Genomic DNA, 15840 nt, shown 5'->3' with positions numbered 1-15840 from the left:
TGCCGGCAAAGGCAATACAGAACTTGGCTCATCATACAAAAAAGAACCAACCCGTGGGCTGGTCCTCTATGGTCACTGCCACCACTCGTCGTAGAGCGAGGCTGGCATATGGTGCTTATGGCGCGACCGCTTGAAGATCGTCTCGATCCGCTCGGCGATGGCCGGGTCGACATCTTTGCCTTCTAAGTAGTCATCGAGCTGATCATACGTCATCCCGAGAGCGACCTCGTCCGGGAGTCCCGGCTTGTCATCTTCTAAGTCAGCCGTCGGCACTTTATAGATTAAACTCTCATGCGCTTCAAGTTCATGGAGCAACGCCTTGCCTTGGCGTTTGTTGAGACCGGTGAGCGGCGTCAAGTCGGCAGCCCCATCGCCGTGCTTCGTGTAAAAGCCGGTCACATATTCAGCCGCATGGTCCGTACCGACGACGAGCGCGCCGAACGTGGCGGCGATGTCATATTGAACTTTCATCCGCTCGCGTGCTTTCGTGTTCCCTTTATGGAAGTCACCGAGTTCAAGACCGGTCGCTTGTGCGAACGCTTCAGCCGAGGCGTCGACGGCCGGCTTCACGTTGACCGTGAACGTCTTGTCCGGACGGATGAATTCAAGGGCGCGCTTCGCATCCGCTTCGTCATGTTGTTCCCCATATGGAAGACGGACGGCGTAGAACGTGTACTCCGCGCCCGTTTCTTGACGCAACTCTTCCATCGCCTGCTGACAGAGTTTACCGGCGAGCGTCGAGTCCTGTCCACCCGAGATGCCAAGGACGAGCCCTTTCGCCCCGGCCCGTTTCACATAAGCCTTTAAAAAATCGGTCCGAAGGCGAATCTCTTCGGCCGGGTTGATCGATGGTTTGACGTGTGTCGATTCGATAATATGTTGCTGCATACTCAACTTCCTCCCTAACTGATATCGGTTTGCCTAATTGTCTGACAATCTGGGGGTGCCGTCAACTTGTTTCATTCCCGAAAAAAAACGACGGAAACCTCAGTTTCCGCCGTTCTTTTATTGGATGCGGAACGAGGCGACGTCGCCACCGACCGGTGTCATCTCTAAGAAGAGTGACTTGCCAGCCGGAGGTTCTTCGTCCAATAGGCCGCCGAATGTAAAGCCGCCGCTCGTCACTTCTCTCGCGCCTTGCGCATACAGGTTATGACCGTCCGACACACTCCACTCAAACTCTTCGACGTCGGTGTAGCCAGACACGTCGATGGCGTTGCCGTTCAACTTGATGACCACATCACGGAATGCACCGTTCGTTTGCGCCGGCTGATCGCTCGGCTCTTCCGTCGGCTCTTCCGACGGTTCTTCGGTCGTCCCCTCTTCCGCCGGTGCCTCGGTCGCCTCGACCGTCAACGTCTGTTGATCCGTCACCGCCATTTCAGGTGCACCGTCGACTTGGGCCAGTCCGACGAAATCGACTGTATAGTCCCCGGCTTCGAGCGTGAGCGGGAACACTTCATCGAACACTTTCTTCTCGCCTGGTTCCCACGTCTCTTCGATAATCGATTCCGTGAACATATATTCACTGCCGTAATCGAAGACGGTCGTATCACCGTTCATCACCGTCATTTGAAAACGTTGAGACGAGTTGAACGTTACCTTGACCGGCTCTTCGTTCGGGTTTGTCATCGACACCGTCGTCGACAGTTGTTTCGATTCGGCATCGTAGCTCACGTCCGTATCGAGCGTCAATAAAGCAGGCGGTGTCGACGCGGTGTCGTCCACATCGCTCGGGTTCGCTTCTTCTTTGCTGCACGCCGCCACAACCAATATCATCGCCGTGACGATGGCCAATAACCAAGTCTTCTTCACGTATCCCACTCTCCTCTGAAAAATAAAAAAAAACGTCTATAGCACTAGTGTAAACGTTCGTGCAGACGTTTGTAATGGGTTTACGTATATTATTCACCTTTATTATGAAACTTGGACGTTTTCCACGTACTGTTGCCAACCAGTCATGAACAACGCGTCGGCGACGTCGATGTCGGAACGAACTTGTGCAGAGATCGAGAACGTCTCACTGTGAATCGACTCAAAGATGACCGTGATCATACCATCGACGACTTCCTTATAGGCTACGAGTTCTGGGGTTTCTGCAAAAAGCATCATGAGTATGGCTCCTTTGTTGGTATAAGATATGTTTAGTGTATCAACGATTCGCAAGGAAAAACGTCCCATCGTTCGACAGGACAAAAGACCCGTTTACCCAACTGTCGAATAACTGGTATCGATTGTTAGTCATTTGGATGAATTATCAAATTCAAAACGAGAAAAGAGAGACGAATCGCATGACGATTCGTCTCTCTTCCCTGTAACTGTAAAAAAATTAAATATTTGTTTGTCGAATGATTGTTACTTCGTTCGATTCGAAATTTGTTGCCACACCGTCCCAAGCGCTGTCTCTCCACTCGTGATTCGCTCTTTCGCGAGACGGGCTTGAAGAGAAACCTCGAACTCGCGGTCGTCCTCGGCAATTTTCAATGCCGGCACCGCTTGCTCATCTCCACAATCGAACAAGAACCGAGCGGCCCGCCAACGGACAAGCTTGCTCTTGTCTTTGAGCGCCTCGATCATCGACGGCTGCGACTGCGGCAACGCCCAATCCGATACCGTATCGCCGGCCGTACGACGGACGATCGGTGACGAGTCCACGAGCGCCTGTTCGATATACGTGACGTACTCTTCGCGGTTTTCTTCGAACATGCCGATCATGACGACCGCTTGTCGACGGATCGCCATCACTTTATCCTCGAGCGCACGGCGGAAGTACACCATGTTGTCCGGAACGATCTCGAGTTCGTCCAAGAACGCCAATCGCGCTTTCCAATCGTCTGATTGCAACTGGTTCGCATTCGCTTCATAGTCGGCTTCCCGGCCGAACGCACGGGCGACGATGCGCGCGACCCGTTCTTCGGGATAAGCCGCCTCGAGTTCTTCTTGCGCGACGACGCTCACGTCCTCGAGCTCTCCGTAACGCGGAGCTTGCTCGACCCAACGCCGGTCTTGAATGACGTTTTTCACTTGTGCTTGCACGTCGAGCGCCGCGTCGACGAACCTCTTCGACAGACCGACACGTTTTTCGGTGTCACCTTTGACGAGTTTTAACTGCATCGGGACGTCGAGTACGAACTGGACCGATACGTGGACCGGTTCATAGTCCGCCGCCATCTGGTTTGCCTCGACTTCCGGGACGTCTTCCCCGAACGCGCGACGAATCTCGTTCATAACGTCGTGCCAATCATGTTTTGGATGGCGTTCGACGGCGAGGAAGTCGGAGACCGCATAGACCGACTTGACGCCTCGCAACCCGACGATGTCCTCGATAATCGGAGGCATGTCACGGCTCGCCTTGTCATACGTGACGCCTCGGCCAGTGAAAGCCGGCTCCACGATAATTTTCAAGTTATTTGGACTTGGAGTTGGTTCAATTGCTACTAGTTTCATCCTCATCACCTCACCTTCAATCGTGACGAAAACGACAAAAAAACGCAAGCGAGTCGCTTGCGTCGTGAACATCAAAATAGGGCGATGAACTGTTGGAGCGAATAACGATCTCCTTCGACGATGAACGTATCGTCCCCGGCGACCGGCTCGAGGAAGAAATGTTTCTCTCCATCGGCCTTCACGTATCCGAAAATATGGCCCGTCTGATAGAATAATTCCACAATCGTGACCCGGCCGAACGTCATCCCGTCATTGATGACTGCCCGGTCCTCTAACTCGCCGCCATTGTACAGTTCAATATACGTTTCCATTTTTGCTGTCGCTCCCTTTGTGTTTGTTTTCACAATTCATTTCTATCAAACAATCAGGGCGACTTCAAGTTAATTTTTTGCTTGACGCTTCCAAAATTCAATCCAATTGTAATACTCCGATAATACTCGGTCGATTTGTTGCCGCGACTTTTCATCATGCAATCCAGTATCATCAATCTTTTCTTTACAATGCGTGATAAAGATTTCATTTCCTGGTAAAACGTTAGCACGATTTGTGGCAAATACTTGACGGAGATGAATTTGACATCGCGCCGTCCCGAGCATGCCCGGAGACGCCCCGGCAATCATGACCGGTTTCTCACGGAGCGGCGTGCCTGGTTCGAGCGACAGCCAATCGATTGCGTTCTTCAACACACCCGGGATGCTGTGGTTATATTCTGGGGTGACGACGAGCAGACCGTCCGCCTCGCGCACGGCTCGTTTGAAGTCGCGCACGACTTCGGGTTCATCCGGGTCGATCAAGTCGTCGTTATAGAGCGGCATCTCAATCGAAGCGATTTCGACATCGAAGCGGTCACGGCCGAGCTCGATAATCGAGTGGAGCAACGCCGTATTGAACGACGCTTTCCGAAGACTCCCTGACACGGCGACAAGTTTGAATTTAGACATGTCGCACCTCCTTAAGCCAATCGTTGATAAGTTCCGCTTCTAATTCAGGCTCCTCCATCATCCCCATATGGCTGCCTGGGACGGTTTGTTTCGTGTGATGTTCTGCGCCTAAAAAAGCACGATCCGCGTCCATGTTCGGATCCTTGTCCCCATAGAGGAATAGTCCGGGCAATTTCGTTTCACGCACGGTCTCCGTTTCGTCGGCCCGATCGCGGATCGCGAGCTGGGCAGACATGACCCCTTCCTTCGACATCTCATACCCGATTTGTTTCGCGCGTTCAATCAAGCTAGTGTCGGAATCAGCCGCAAACACACCGGGAATCATCGTATCAATGAACGGATGGACCCCTTCTTCCATCACTCGTTCGATCGCTTGATTGCGTTTGGCTTTTGCTTCTTCCGGGTCAGCCGCTGCCGTCGAGTGGATCAAACCGAATCCCGACAACTCGGTCGGATAACGGCGGACGAGGTTTGTCGTGATGTAGCCGCCGAATGAATGGCCGAGCACGATCGGCCGGTCGAGTTCACGGAGCCGCATCTCGGCGACCACCCAATCCGCGAACTGGTCCATCGTCTCAGGTCCTGCTTCGGTTCCAGCATGACCTGGCAGCGTCAGCGCATATACTTCCGCATCAAGCAACGGGATAAGTTCCTCAAAATAGTCAGGTGACCCACATAAACCGTGTAACAGCACAAGTTGTCTCATCATCTTTCCTCCCTCTCATTCCATTCCTCTTTCAAGAGACGATACATCGTCAAGTCCATGAAACGGCCATGACTATAGGCATAATCATGAAGTAGCCCCTCTTCCGTGAATCCAAGCTTCTGCACCAACCGGTTCGACCCTTCGTTTTCCGGGGCGACGAGCGCCGAGATGCGATGAAACTTGAACTCGTCGAACCCGTGCCGGATGACGGCCGATGCCGCCTCATGCGCGACGCCGCGACGCCAGTGGTTCGGCGCAACCTCAAAGCCGATCTCGGCACGAAAGTATTGGGGCGTCCAGTTATGAAAGCCGATGGTCCCGACCAGTTCGTTCGTCTCACGGTCGCAGATCGCCCAGCGGATCGCTTTGCCTTGTTGAAACTGGTCTTTGAAATAAGCGATAACGTTCTTTGCCTCATATACGGCCAATAAAGGGTCAGACCCGTAATAGCGCATCACTTCCTCGGTCGAGAGAATCACATAGAGCGCCCTCGCGTCACGGGGTTCGAGTTCTCTTAAGATGAACCGACTCGTTATGAGTTCAGGAAAACTTTTTTTCAACCCCCACATATGGAATCCGCCTTTCTGCTTCTTTTCCTCAATTATAACCATTTTCCCAAAAAAACCATCATCTCAATCCTCCCGAACCGCTCAAACATGGCGCACTCGATAGGGATTTGCTAAAATCAAACTATAGTGACTTTGAACTGAGGGGATAAACATGTCAAAACAGTTGTTCTATATTAAACAAGACCGAGAACTGCAACGTTTTACACTTCACGGCGTGACGCTGAGCGATGTCACCGAGGCGCTATCACTCGCTCGCCCGATGATCATCTGTCGCACGGACATAAAAGGGATGAGACAGTCGTCCCGGACCCGGTTTCGCTATATCGAGGCGCACGAACTGTCGACGTTCTCGACGAAATACTTAAACAATCAAACAAGCTTCACTGCTATCGACTTTCCCGACTACCACCTGCTCGAATCGTTATCAGACCATGAAATCGCCGAGATTTTGTTCCTCAGCCACATGGAACGAGGTTTGAAGGGGCCGTTCCTCAACTCGATTCAAAACGAGATCGCTTTCTTCAACGAGTCGAACGACCGTCACAGCAGCCTCTACATCAGAGACTGGTCGACGATTAGCCAGTTTCTCCAAAGTGTCTTGCAAAGCAAACTCGATCGGGACATCCGTAACATCAGTTTCGTCCCCATCCCCCTCCCGGTCATCGATGAAATTTTGGCGTTGTCACCGCAAGGCCTGATCATCGACTTTGACCATACGAAACGGAGTCTATTCAATCGCCAAGTGTCGATCGCCTTCTATGTCGCGGGACGTTACGAGGACATGTCCGTCCTCGAGGAAGACTTTGACGCGAAGAAGGAATCGATTGCGTTGAAGGGACAATTGACGTATCGCCGGCGCACGTGGGAGATCGAACGCTTTTGAGTTCATCCCTGCATGAATCTTTGTCGAACCTGATCCCATCAGGTTCTTTTTTGTTATCCCGCCCATACGGAATACACCTTAAATCCCTTAGCGATGCGCCTGTGACACTATTTTTAAAAATTGATAACAAATTGTCTTAATTTTTCGTTAAATTAAGTCTTTTCTTTTATCGCGAGGACGGTATACTAGGAATAACCTTCTGGAGGAATGGAAGGCAATATAGAGAAAGCGAGGTGAAAATCTATTCATCATGCGGATGGATAGATACACGAGATGGAACAACTGAAAGTACAGGGAATGTCTTCGTTCACCAAGTTTGCGACGAATGGAAAAATGCTGAAACTAAAAGATGCAGTAGCCGGCGAGCAACGGATTTCGCTTCAAGAAGCGACCGATATTCAAGTATCGATGCTCGACGAGGACCATTCGCGCTTCACTATATTCGGTCAGTCACACCCGCTCGTTGAACTGACCCTTCCTCACCATTCTTGTGAAGTGTTACATGCCTGGTTATTACACAAGTTAAAACGACAAAAAATCAAATTGGCCTCAAACGCCTAAAACAGTTGAAAGCCCACGTCCGTTCGGACGTGGGCTTTCGTTTGGATTCAACTTCATGTGAACAAGGAGACGAACCAGCTGATGAGGATCCCGACGAGTGCGAAGTCCGAATCACCGAACGTCGTGCTCTCAAAACCGAGGTTCCCGAGCAGCGGCAACAACATGGCCGGCAAGAAGCTGATGAGGAGACCGTTGGCGAACGCACCTAAAATCGCACCGCGTCGCCCTCCCGTCGCGTTCCCGAACACGCCAGCCGTCGCTCCCGTGAAGAAGTGAGGAACTAACCCTGGTACGATGATCGCGAGCCCGAACAGCGGGAGGAAGAACATCGAAATCAATCCTGCCGCAAAACTGACCAAGAAGCCGATGATGACCGCGTTCGGAGCGAACGGGAACACGGTCGGACAATCCAGTGCCGGTTTCGCGTTCGGTACCATCTTGTCAGCGATCCCTTTGAACGCCGGTACGATCTCGGCAATCAACATCCGTACCCCGGCGAGAACGATATACACACCAGCCGCGAACGTGATCGCTTGAATGATCGAGAAGACGATATAGTTCGAACCGCCCGATAATTCACTCTCGACAAAACCGGGACCAGCGAAGATTGCCACGACCACAAACAAGAGCGTCATTGTCAAAGAGACGGCGACCGATGTGTCACGTAGGAATCCGAGTTGCTTTGGCACTTGAATGTGTTCCGTCGAATGCTCTTTGTTGCCCGCATACTTGCCAATCGTACCCGAGACAAAATATCCGAGCGAACCGAAATGCCCAATCGCGAAGTCGTCCGACCCCGTGATTTGACGGACGAACGGTTGCAACAGCGCCGGGAACAGGACCATACATAACCCGAGCAACAGCGAACCGACCGCGACGAGGACGACTCCTTCAAGGCCTGACACCGACAGAATCGCGGCGAGCAAACTCGCCATGAACAACGTGTGGTGACCCGTCAAAAAGATATATTTGAATGGTGTGAATCGGGCGAGCACGATGTTCATGACCATCCCGAACACCATGATCATCGCCGTCTCGACGCCGAACGCGTCTTGGGCGACCGCGACGATCGCTTCGTTATTCGGGATGACCCCGCGAATACTGAACGCTTCGTCGAACATCTGCCCGAATATATCAAGTGCCGCGATGATGACCCCGGCCCCGGCCCCGATAATGACGAAGCCCATGATCGTCTTCAACGTCCCAGAGACGACCGATGCCACATCTTTCTTTTGAAGCACAAGACCAATCAAAGCGAACAGACCGACCAAGATGGCAGGTGTCCCTAGTATGTCTCGCATAATTAAATCAAGCATTCATTGTTCCCCCTTCCGACCCCCGAAGTCGTTTACAGTTTACCTTCTAGTTGCGCCTTGATCCCTTCAATGTCCATGACGTTCTCAAGAGCCACGATTTCACGCGTCCCGTCATCGAGCGTACCGATGATGTCTTTGGCCCCCAGATAAATATCGGCCGGTTCCGTACGTGCCGTCGCGATATCCGTGTGCGACACTTCTGCCTCGGCACCCATTTGATCAAGCGCCTTCTTCACATTCAACTCCATGATGAAACTTGAACCGAGCCCGTTTCCACATACAACTAAGATTTTTTTCATGATTGTTCCTCCTCTGAATATTTGTTGATGACTGGTAACATGTCGTCACTCGTCTGGGCGGACAACAACGTCGCCAAATCGGCCTCGTTGCCGAGCAATTCCGTCAGTTGGGCGAGCGCCTTCAAATGTGTCGTCTGGTCGATGGCCGCAAGTACAAAGAAGAGCCGGACCGATTTGTTTTCGGGGAAGACGACCGGGTCTCCCACTTTCAATACGCTCATGCCGAGCTTTCGGACCCCGTCCTCGGGTCGGGCGTGCGGAATGGCCACGTCAGGCATGAGGACGATATACGGTCCGTGTTCTTCTACGTTGTCAATCATCGTGTCGATATAACTCGTCACAATCGATTCGTTCGCTTCGAGCGGCTTGGCCGCTAGACGGATGGCCGCTTGCCAATCCTCGACTTTGTCTAGCACTTGAATATTTTCTCGCGTGATCAGTTCATTTAGCACCGGCTGTCCCCCCTGGTGTACAGTTTGAGTCGTGTCTGCATACAGCAACGCCCGCAAATCTTGGCGCAGTTGCCGTTCGTTCGTGACGGTCGCATGTTTTTTTACGACTTGCAACACGTCGTCGAGTTGAACTGTGACGTGCTCGCCCCGTTTTAAAAATCGTTGCTCGATTTGACGCTTCAACTGGATTTGTTCAAGCCGTGTCGGCAACGCTGGGACAAGTGTCACATTCGCCAACTCATGAATCGTTCGCGGCAACGGGACGGTCGTGAAAATCAAGTCGACGAGCGGCGCGTACTGCTCGACGTCCCGCTGCGAGATCGGTGGTAAAAAGACGATCTCAGGAAATTGATTCTTCAAAATATGGTCGAGCATGTGCGAGACGCTAATCCCGCTCGGACAGACGACGATGGCTTTCATCTGCTCATCGAGGTGCTGTCCTTGTTGATGGAGATGCGCAGCAAAATGGAGCGTATAATACATGACTTCCGTCGCCGGAACGTCTTTGCCGAGACGTTGCCGGAACGGCTCGAGTGATCGCTCTACGAGAACGTTCAACACTTTGTGTTCTTTCATGACATAACGTTCGAGCTCTTCGGGTGCTTCGAGCCCTGTGTAGACGCGTTGCATCGTCGCTTTCGAATGAAGCACGAGTTTCTCGCACAGTGCTTCCCGCTCGATGATGAACGTGCAACTGAGAAGTTCGAACCGTTCGATCACATCCATCATGACGCTAGCCAATTCGTGTTGTGTCGCCTCATCCATCTCTTCCTCGACTTTCGGTCCGCTCTTGATCAGCATATCGAGCGTCACCCAGAGATGAGGCATTTGACTGAAGTGGTGCCGGAGCGCGTCGTCCGTGTTCTCCGCCATGACGTAATCTTCTTCGTCGGTGGACGTAGGCAACGCCATTCGGCTTCCGAACAAGAGGAAGTAGGCGAGTTTTTCTCGATGGCTCTCGACCAAGCGGAATTGTCGAACCGTCTCGTACGTTTCGAGTTGGTGAAGCAGCTCTTCATATTCCGTCTCCCAATCCGCGAGCACGGCACTGACAAGACGCTCCTTCGTCGAACGGGTGACGAGACGTTCAATCGTCCGATATAAATACAAGGCGATTGTTTGTGGATGTCCGTTTACGTGATACCCCGACTTCCGGGTATAGGCGAAATCGAGACCGAAATGCGCCGCGCTTTTCTTCACACCATTCAAACTTTCTTGCACCGTGAATTTGGAGACGTCAAGGAGTTGTTGAAAATGGAACGCCGATAAAAACTCTCGGTTGACCAATGTGAAGAACACGATCAGCAATTCGCGCTCTTCTTCAGCCCAAATCAATCCTGCTTGTTCAAACCGCTCCGTCAGCTCGGGAGTGAGCGTCAATTGAATCGTTGCCCCGTCCGTGTGCATGTCCGGCAGTCCACAATCGACCAACCATTCTTGAATTCGCTCCAGCTCATACTCGATGGTCCGTCGTGAATACGGGAGCATCAGCTCGAGCGATTCAATCGTCACTCGTTGTTCGTGCATGATAACGCTCAAGATTCGCTTGCTCTTTTCATTCAATAACATGGTAGTGGCCTCCTACACGTTTAGTATAAGCGAGTTTCGTCTAGATTATGTAAGCGTTTACGACAGAGTTTTCGGGTCACCGTCCCCAAACTTCTGTCTCTCGTCGTGCGACCAGAAAAAAGAGGCACAGGACCTCATTTGTCCTTTGCCCCTCCTTTATCCGTAGCCGCTTATTCTGTCGAACCGGCTTCGTTCTTCCGATAAATTGTGACGCCCCCGTGTTTCGCTTCCCCGACGACTTCAAACATCCAGCCCTTGTCAATCAACAGCGAGCGGACCGTCAAAAAATCGTCTTTTGGCACGAGTAACTCTTCGACCGAACCGTCGAGTAGTGCTTGGATTTTTTGTTCCCACTCATTCATCGTACGTCACCTCTCTCCGCTTGTTGTCGGTTTGCCCAAGCGAATAACCGTTCACTTGTCTGCATCACATTTCCCGGTACGCATACGTCATCTGGCACGCGGGGACGCGACGTGATCGCCTCATCGATGGCGAGTATGACCGGTTCACCGAGTTCCCGTTCAAGGTAATCCGCTGCGAACGCGATCCGCTCGCGGTCTGTCGTGACACCTGCGTCGCGCAGGGCGCCTTCATAGGCCTCATCCCGCTCATTGTCCTTCATCAATACATGTCCCGATTCAAGGATGGCGAACGGAGGCTTGGCATCGACATGAAACACCTCGTAGGCTCGATAAGCCGCTTCATCACATGACAAGAGCGGCACGAAGCGGTGTTGCCCTGTCCATTTCTTCAGTTGGAACAATGTCCGCATCGCGGTGAACGATTTGGCTCCGGACGCATCCTTTTCGACCAGGATCGTCGGCGCTTCCGCCGCATCAGCCCGGTCGCGGTCCATAAACAACCATGTTTCGACTTGTGTTACAAGAATCAAATTTGTTTCCTCCTTACCATTTCTGATCCCGCCACGATGACAAGGGCGACGAGCCAGCCCCCGATGACGTCACTAAAATAATGGACGTTCAAGATGACCCGGCTGAACGAGACGGCCAACGTCAGTGTGACGAGCAGAATCAAGCCGGCGACGGTCTCATTCCGTCGATACACCAATACGGCGAGCAGTCCATACAACGCGAGTGACCCTGAGGCATGACCGCTTGGGAAACTGTACGTCGTCGCGTCGAGCGCCGCATCGATCGACGGCCGGTCGATACCATAGATGAGTTTCAGCCCTTGCGTCACAAGTAGCGTCGTAATGACGACAATCGGTAAACGAAACGCCTCGAACCGGTCGCCCCGCCACAAAAAATAAAGCATGCCGATAAACGACAGGCCGATCAATACCTTCACGCTGCCGAGCTCGGTCACATAGACGAACAGCGGACCGGCGAGCGGGTCAAGCGTAGACGTGACGAACCGATCAACCGGCACCACCCAACCTAAAACAACGACCACCGAGAAGAGCACGAAACTGATCGCCCCGGTGATCGCCAACATGTTTGAGCGCGGTGTCATTAATACAAGCCTTTCCGTTCCCGCATCTCGTCTTCGCCAAAGTCGGTCATATCGCGCAAGCGGTGCGCCAAGCGTCCCGATGCGTTCGCCGCGATCGCGCCGACGAGGTCGTCCATGAACGTATGGACTTGACCATCTTCCATTTTCGTGTCGAGCTGTTTGATGATGCCGATTTTCGCTTTGTCTAAGTATCCGAACGTCGTGACGGCGATGGAACCATATGTGTTGACGGCCCCGATGGCAATCGTCTCATCGACACCGAACAAGCCCTCGTCCGATGCCACGATTGACAGCAGTGGCTCGGACAACTGTCCGCGTTCGGCGAGAATATCAAGTTCTGATCCGACGAGAATCGCATGTTGGAGCTCTCGTTTATCTAACACGGCCTCGACCGATTCCGTGCAGTCTTTCAGTGACAAGTGTGGCGAATACGGCGCCTGCATTTGATAGACGATCTCGGCGATCGATTCAATCGATACGCCCCGTTCAATCAAGCGAGCCCGTGCGGCCTCGCGTACGTCTCGTGAGTGTGGTACATGTTTCATCATCTAGGCGGGAACACTCCCGCTACACATCCTTTCATCTCGAGAAGGTTTCTCCCGAAGTACTCAACCTCTATTATACTGAAAACTCGAAAAAAAGACTAAGCCCGCTTTGACTTCATTCAATAAATCGGTCATCATAAAAAAGTAGACCACTTTATAAAGGGGGAACTGGAATGAAGATTGGGGTAGTCTTATTTCCATCAAAACAAGTTCAAGATTTCGCCAACTCGTATCGGAAGCGGTACGATACGAAGTACGCCTTGATTTCACCACACGTGACAATCAAGGAACGCACGGAGATTGACGAAGCCGATTTACCGAAAGTGCTCGAGTATTTGCAACAAGTCGCAGACTCGACCAAACCGATCCAATTAAAAATCGATGGGGTCCGCTCGTTCGCACCGACGAACAACGTCCTCTACTTAAAAGTGTTGCCGACGCGCGAACTGTCAGCGCTCCAAGACAAGCTCCACGAGGGGCTTCTCAACCAGCCTCCCAAATACGAGTTTCTCCCGCACATCACCATCGGGCAAGATTTGACCGATGCCGAACTGTTCGACGTGCTCGAACGGATGCGCATGGAGCAAGTTCATTTCGAGGAAACGGTCAACCGTATGGCCGTCATGTATGAGCTCGAAAACGAAACATGGAACGTCTATGAGACGTTCCGGTTCCGCGGATAAGTTTACACGCTCCGGTCGACAAATCGACCGGGGCTGTTTTGTTGTTCGGCTTCTAGCCATTCTTCTTGGCGCGGCCGGATGCGTTGGACACGCTGAATCCGCGTGACCGGCTCGATATTCGCCCGTTCTGTCGGTTGAACTTGGCGATTTCCATATTGGACGACCGTGAAATCAATCTGATAAGGACCCATGATCCAACCTCCTTCACAGGTCCTTACCCGAAATCAGGTCGGAATAATACAAAAAAGAGCGCATCGCTGCGCCCTTCCCCTATATTTACAAAATATGATAACCGCTGTCGACGTGGATGACTTCTCCTGTCACACCGCTACCCATGCTCGATAACAAGAACAAGCCCGTCGAGGCCACTTCTTCTGCCGAGACGTTGCGACGCAGTGGCGCCTTCTGTTCAAGCTCAGACAAAATGCTGTTAAAGTCGCCGACACCTTTGGCCGATAACGTGCGAATCGGTCCTGCCGAGATCGCGTTAACGCGGACGCCGTGAGGTCCGTACTCGTTCGCCAAGTATTTGACGCTCGAGTCAAGGGCTGCTTTTGCGACACCCATCAAGTTGTAGTTCGGGACGACGCGCTCACCGCCGAGGTACGTGAGTGTGATGACCGAAGCGTCTTCTGCGAAATACGGCTTGGCCGCTTTGACGACTGCCGTCAAACTGTACGCCGAAATGTCGAGCGCTTGCGCGAACTGCCCGCGCGTCATTTCCGAGAATTCGCCGCGTAGTGCTTCTTTGTCAGCGAATGCGATTGAATGGGCGATCCCTTGAATCGGCCCTGCTTGTTCGTGAATCGTACGGAACGTCGTATCGATTGCTTCGTCGTTCGTGACGTCGCATTCTAAAAGTAGGGCCTCTCCGTTCAAATCGGCCGCAAGCGACTCAAGACCTGATTTGAAGCGTTCGGCCGCATACGTAAGGACGAGCTTCGCACCTGCCGCGTCGAGCGTCTTCGCGATCGCCCATGCGATCGAGCGTTTATTGGCAATTCCCATGACGACATACGTCTTATTCGTTAACGTTGGATAGATTGACATCGTAAACTCCCCTTTTTAGTACCTGGTTATAACATCTGTTATCAGATTACAGAATGGTGTCTGTTTTGTCAACTAGCGCGTAACGTATTGCGATTTTTTTAACTTACGGTAAGATAAAATACGTATAGAAAGGGTGAGACGACTTCATCATGAACCGCATTCAATCTTATTTAAGAAGTTTAGACACGACACTTTTGACAATCGTCTTTTTCTTGATGGTCATAAGCCTAGGCGCCATTTACACGGCACAACCGATGTTGCCGACACGATTACAACATATCAACTTCGCATTCGATCAAGGAATCCGTTACATCATCGGGTTCGTGGCCATGTTCGCCATCATGACGATCGAGTACGAACAGTTGCGAAAAATTCACTGGTATCTCTATTCCTTCGGGCTCTTGCTGCTAGTGGGCTTGATACCGCTCCGGGATACGACACTCGTTCCAAACATCAACGGGGCGTACGGCTGGTACAACGTGCCAGGTTTCAGTTTTCAACCGGCCGAATTCATGAAGTTGTTTTTGCTCATCTCCATGGCTACGATCGTCTACGACCATAATAAACGCTACGGCTCATCCCAACAGGACACGTGGCTGTTAATGAAGCTCGTCCTACTCGCCATTCCGCCGCTCGGACTGATTGTCACGCAACCGGATTTAGGGACCGGGCTGGTTCTCATCACGATGCTCGGGGCCATCATCATCGTCTCCGGAATCGGCTGGAAATGGTTGCTCGGTCTGTTCAGCGCCGCTGCCGTGACAATCGGCGGTTTCATGTACTTGTTCTTCTCCCATTTCGAGGTGTTGCAAAGCTTTGTTCCGGGACACGCCTTGAATCGATTCCAAGCGTGGATTTATCCGTATGAGTATTCCGACGACTTGGCGTTCCAATTGATTAAATCGCTTCAGGCGATCGGGTCCGGTCAAATGTTCGGGGCCGGCTACGGTCAAGGTTTGGTCTATTTGCCGGAGTCGCAGACCGACTTCATTTTCGCCGTCATCGCTGAACATTATGGGTTCATCGGTGCGGCCATCGTGATAATCGTCTTCTTCCTGTTCTTATACCGGATGATTCATATCGCGCTTGAGGCAAGCAGTCCGTTCGGCAGTTACATCGTGACCGCAGTCATCGCCATGTTCACGTTCCAAATTTTCCAGAACATCGGCATGACGATCGGTGTCCTTCCAATCACCGGTCTGACGTTACCGTTCATCAGTTACGGCGGGACCGGGATCATCATGAACATGATTGCCATCGGCCTCGTCATGAACGTCGCGTCGAAATCAAAATCGTATATGTTCGACGACGATTGAAAAACAGTCCCGCGCTCAGCTGAGTGCGGG

At 52.1% G+C, this 15840-nt stretch carries 21 protein-coding genes; 4 read left to right on the top strand and 17 right to left on the bottom strand.

Annotated elements, in window-relative coordinates:
* Positions 1-72 precede the first annotated feature (72 nt).
* From nadE to KNP79_RS00515, 8 genes are all read right to left on the bottom strand, one after another.
* On the bottom strand, positions 73-888 hold the full coding sequence (nadE, locus tag KNP79_RS00550; protein WP_215190864.1) for an ammonia-dependent NAD(+) synthetase: 816 nt from the start codon (positions 886-888) through the stop codon (positions 73-75).
* Between the two features lie 117 nt (positions 889-1005).
* The gene (locus KNP79_RS00545) at positions 1006-1815 is read right to left on the bottom strand and encodes a BsuPI-related putative proteinase inhibitor (protein WP_371743387.1); all 810 of its coding nucleotides are present in this window, start codon (positions 1813-1815) and stop codon (positions 1006-1008) included.
* A gap of 102 nt (positions 1816-1917) precedes the next feature.
* A complete protein-coding gene (locus KNP79_RS00540) occupies positions 1918-2112 on the bottom strand; it encodes a hypothetical protein (protein ID WP_021066980.1) in 195 nt (64 codons plus the stop codon).
* 243 nt (positions 2113-2355) lie between these two features.
* A complete protein-coding gene (locus KNP79_RS00535) occupies positions 2356-3447 on the bottom strand; it encodes a virulence factor (protein ID WP_138859679.1) in 1092 nt (363 codons plus the stop codon).
* A gap of 71 nt (positions 3448-3518) precedes the next feature.
* A complete protein-coding gene (locus KNP79_RS00530; RefSeq protein ID WP_214709638.1) occupies positions 3519-3758 on the bottom strand; it encodes a hypothetical protein in 240 nt (79 codons plus the stop codon).
* 69 nt (positions 3759-3827) lie between these two features.
* On the bottom strand, positions 3828-4388 hold the full coding sequence (locus tag KNP79_RS00525; RefSeq protein WP_034776989.1) for an NADPH-dependent FMN reductase: 561 nt from the start codon (positions 4386-4388) through the stop codon (positions 3828-3830).
* Positions 4381-5094, bottom strand: coding sequence for an alpha/beta fold hydrolase (locus KNP79_RS00520; protein WP_215190863.1), 714 nt, complete (start codon positions 5092-5094; stop codon positions 4381-4383). The genes KNP79_RS00525 and KNP79_RS00520 overlap by 8 nt, the downstream gene beginning before the upstream one ends.
* Positions 5094-5663 (bottom strand): GNAT family N-acetyltransferase, encoded by a 570-nt coding sequence (locus KNP79_RS00515; protein ID WP_034776985.1) that lies wholly within the window; start codon positions 5661-5663, stop codon positions 5094-5096. The genes KNP79_RS00520 and KNP79_RS00515 overlap by 1 nt, the downstream gene beginning before the upstream one ends.
* A gap of 151 nt (positions 5664-5814) precedes the next feature.
* Here KNP79_RS00515 and KNP79_RS00510 point away from each other — a divergent pair, with 151 nt between their 5' ends.
* Both KNP79_RS00510 and KNP79_RS00505 read left to right on the top strand, forming a co-directional pair.
* Complete coding sequence (locus KNP79_RS00510; RefSeq protein WP_034776983.1) at positions 5815-6546, top strand: hypothetical protein; 732 nt, start codon at positions 5815-5817, stop codon at positions 6544-6546.
* A 273-nt stretch (positions 6547-6819) separates the two neighbouring features.
* The gene (locus KNP79_RS00505) at positions 6820-7107 is read left to right on the top strand and encodes an FHA domain-containing protein (protein WP_029595769.1); all 288 of its coding nucleotides are present in this window, start codon (positions 6820-6822) and stop codon (positions 7105-7107) included.
* Positions 7108-7160: 53 nt separating this feature from the next.
* On the opposite strand, the gene KNP79_RS00500 is transcribed toward KNP79_RS00505, so the two are convergent.
* The 7 genes from KNP79_RS00500 to KNP79_RS00470 all read right to left on the bottom strand — a co-directional run bounded on the left by KNP79_RS00500 (position 7161) and on the right by KNP79_RS00470 (position 12761).
* Positions 7161-8423 carry a PTS ascorbate transporter subunit IIC gene (locus KNP79_RS00500; RefSeq protein ID WP_034776981.1) on the bottom strand — a complete coding sequence of 421 codons (1263 nt, stop codon included), beginning with the start codon at positions 8421-8423 and terminating at the stop codon, positions 7161-7163.
* A gap of 32 nt (positions 8424-8455) precedes the next feature.
* Positions 8456-8722 (bottom strand): PTS sugar transporter subunit IIB, encoded by a 267-nt coding sequence (locus KNP79_RS00495; protein ID WP_034776979.1) that lies wholly within the window; start codon positions 8720-8722, stop codon positions 8456-8458.
* A complete protein-coding gene (locus KNP79_RS00490; RefSeq protein WP_215190862.1) occupies positions 8719-10743 on the bottom strand; it encodes a BglG family transcription antiterminator in 2025 nt (674 codons plus the stop codon). Before KNP79_RS00490 ends, KNP79_RS00495 begins: the two co-directional genes overlap by 4 nt.
* A gap of 170 nt (positions 10744-10913) precedes the next feature.
* Entirely contained in the window at positions 10914-11105 is a 192-nt protein-coding gene (locus tag KNP79_RS00485; RefSeq protein WP_034776975.1) for a hypothetical protein, read from the bottom strand.
* Positions 11102-11635 (bottom strand): hypothetical protein, encoded by a 534-nt coding sequence (locus KNP79_RS00480; protein WP_215190861.1) that lies wholly within the window; start codon positions 11633-11635, stop codon positions 11102-11104. The genes KNP79_RS00485 and KNP79_RS00480 overlap by 4 nt, the downstream gene beginning before the upstream one ends.
* Positions 11632-12216, bottom strand: a complete 585-nt coding sequence (locus KNP79_RS00475; RefSeq protein WP_214752615.1) for a phosphatase PAP2 family protein — start codon at positions 12214-12216, stop codon at positions 11632-11634. Before KNP79_RS00475 ends, KNP79_RS00480 begins: the two co-directional genes overlap by 4 nt.
* Positions 12216-12761 carry a phosphatidylglycerophosphatase A family protein gene (locus KNP79_RS00470; protein WP_034779805.1) on the bottom strand — a complete coding sequence of 182 codons (546 nt, stop codon included), beginning with the start codon at positions 12759-12761 and terminating at the stop codon, positions 12216-12218. Before KNP79_RS00470 ends, KNP79_RS00475 begins: the two co-directional genes overlap by 1 nt.
* Positions 12762-12934: 173 nt before the next feature.
* Here KNP79_RS00470 and KNP79_RS00465 point away from each other — a divergent pair, with 173 nt between their 5' ends.
* Positions 12935-13444 (top strand): YjcG family protein, encoded by a 510-nt coding sequence (locus KNP79_RS00465; RefSeq protein ID WP_034776969.1) that lies wholly within the window; start codon positions 12935-12937, stop codon positions 13442-13444.
* Positions 13445-13446: 2 nt separating this feature from the next.
* On the opposite strand, the gene KNP79_RS00460 is transcribed toward KNP79_RS00465, so the two are convergent.
* Positions 13447-13635, bottom strand: coding sequence for a hypothetical protein (locus KNP79_RS00460; RefSeq protein ID WP_021066964.1), 189 nt, complete (start codon positions 13633-13635; stop codon positions 13447-13449).
* An 85-nt stretch (positions 13636-13720) separates the two neighbouring features.
* A complete protein-coding gene (gene fabI, locus KNP79_RS00455; protein ID WP_131433674.1) occupies positions 13721-14494 on the bottom strand; it encodes an enoyl-ACP reductase FabI in 774 nt (257 codons plus the stop codon).
* A 149-nt stretch (positions 14495-14643) separates the two neighbouring features.
* On the opposite strand from fabI, the gene KNP79_RS00450 reads away from it, so the two are divergent.
* A complete protein-coding gene (locus KNP79_RS00450; protein ID WP_034776964.1) occupies positions 14644-15810 on the top strand; it encodes an FtsW/RodA/SpoVE family cell cycle protein in 1167 nt (388 codons plus the stop codon).
* Positions 15811-15840 lie beyond the last annotated feature (30 nt).

The sequence above is a fragment of the Exiguobacterium sp. s7 genome, assembly GCF_018618195.1.
GTDB lineage: Bacteria > Bacillota > Bacilli > Exiguobacteriales > Exiguobacteriaceae > Exiguobacterium > Exiguobacterium mexicanum_A.
The sequence above is the reverse complement of the archived record's forward strand: the minus strand, read 5'-3'. Positions and strand labels throughout refer to the sequence as shown.

Coding starts and splice junctions, on each gene's coding strand:
- nadE (WP_215190864.1), bottom strand. CDS start 888: ATGCAGCAACATATTATCGAATCGACACACGTCAAACCATCGATCAAC.
- KNP79_RS00540 (WP_021066980.1), bottom strand. CDS start 2,112: ATGATGCTTTTTGCAGAAACCCCAGAACTCGTAGCCTATAAGGAAGTC.
- KNP79_RS00535 (WP_138859679.1), bottom strand. CDS start 3,447: ATGAAACTAGTAGCAATTGAACCAACTCCAAGTCCAAATAACTTGAAA.
- KNP79_RS00530 (WP_214709638.1), bottom strand. CDS start 3,758: ATGGAAACGTATATTGAACTGTACAATGGCGGCGAGTTAGAGGACCGG.
- KNP79_RS00525 (WP_034776989.1), bottom strand. CDS start 4,388: ATGTCTAAATTCAAACTTGTCGCCGTGTCAGGGAGTCTTCGGAAAGCG.
- KNP79_RS00520 (WP_215190863.1), bottom strand. CDS start 5,094: ATGAGACAACTTGTGCTGTTACACGGTTTATGTGGGTCACCTGACTAT.
- KNP79_RS00515 (WP_034776985.1), bottom strand. CDS start 5,663: ATGTGGGGGTTGAAAAAAAGTTTTCCTGAACTCATAACGAGTCGGTTC.
- KNP79_RS00510 (WP_034776983.1), top strand. CDS start 5,815: ATGTCAAAACAGTTGTTCTATATTAAACAAGACCGAGAACTGCAACGT.
- KNP79_RS00505 (WP_029595769.1), top strand. CDS start 6,820: ATGGAACAACTGAAAGTACAGGGAATGTCTTCGTTCACCAAGTTTGCG.
- KNP79_RS00500 (WP_034776981.1), bottom strand. CDS start 8,423: ATGCTTGATTTAATTATGCGAGACATACTAGGGACACCTGCCATCTTG.
- KNP79_RS00495 (WP_034776979.1), bottom strand. CDS start 8,722: ATGAAAAAAATCTTAGTTGTATGTGGAAACGGGCTCGGTTCAAGTTTC.
- KNP79_RS00490 (WP_215190862.1), bottom strand. CDS start 10,743: ATGTTATTGAATGAAAAGAGCAAGCGAATCTTGAGCGTTATCATGCAC.
- KNP79_RS00485 (WP_034776975.1), bottom strand. CDS start 11,105: ATGAATGAGTGGGAACAAAAAATCCAAGCACTACTCGACGGTTCGGTC.
- KNP79_RS00475 (WP_214752615.1), bottom strand. CDS start 12,216: ATGACACCGCGCTCAAACATGTTGGCGATCACCGGGGCGATCAGTTTC.
- KNP79_RS00470 (WP_034779805.1), bottom strand. CDS start 12,761: ATGAAACATGTACCACACTCACGAGACGTACGCGAGGCCGCACGGGCT.
- KNP79_RS00465 (WP_034776969.1), top strand. CDS start 12,935: ATGAAGATTGGGGTAGTCTTATTTCCATCAAAACAAGTTCAAGATTTC.
- KNP79_RS00460 (WP_021066964.1), bottom strand. CDS start 13,635: ATGGGTCCTTATCAGATTGATTTCACGGTCGTCCAATATGGAAATCGC.
- fabI (WP_131433674.1), bottom strand. CDS start 14,494: ATGTCAATCTATCCAACGTTAACGAATAAGACGTATGTCGTCATGGGA.
- KNP79_RS00450 (WP_034776964.1), top strand. CDS start 14,644: ATGAACCGCATTCAATCTTATTTAAGAAGTTTAGACACGACACTTTTG.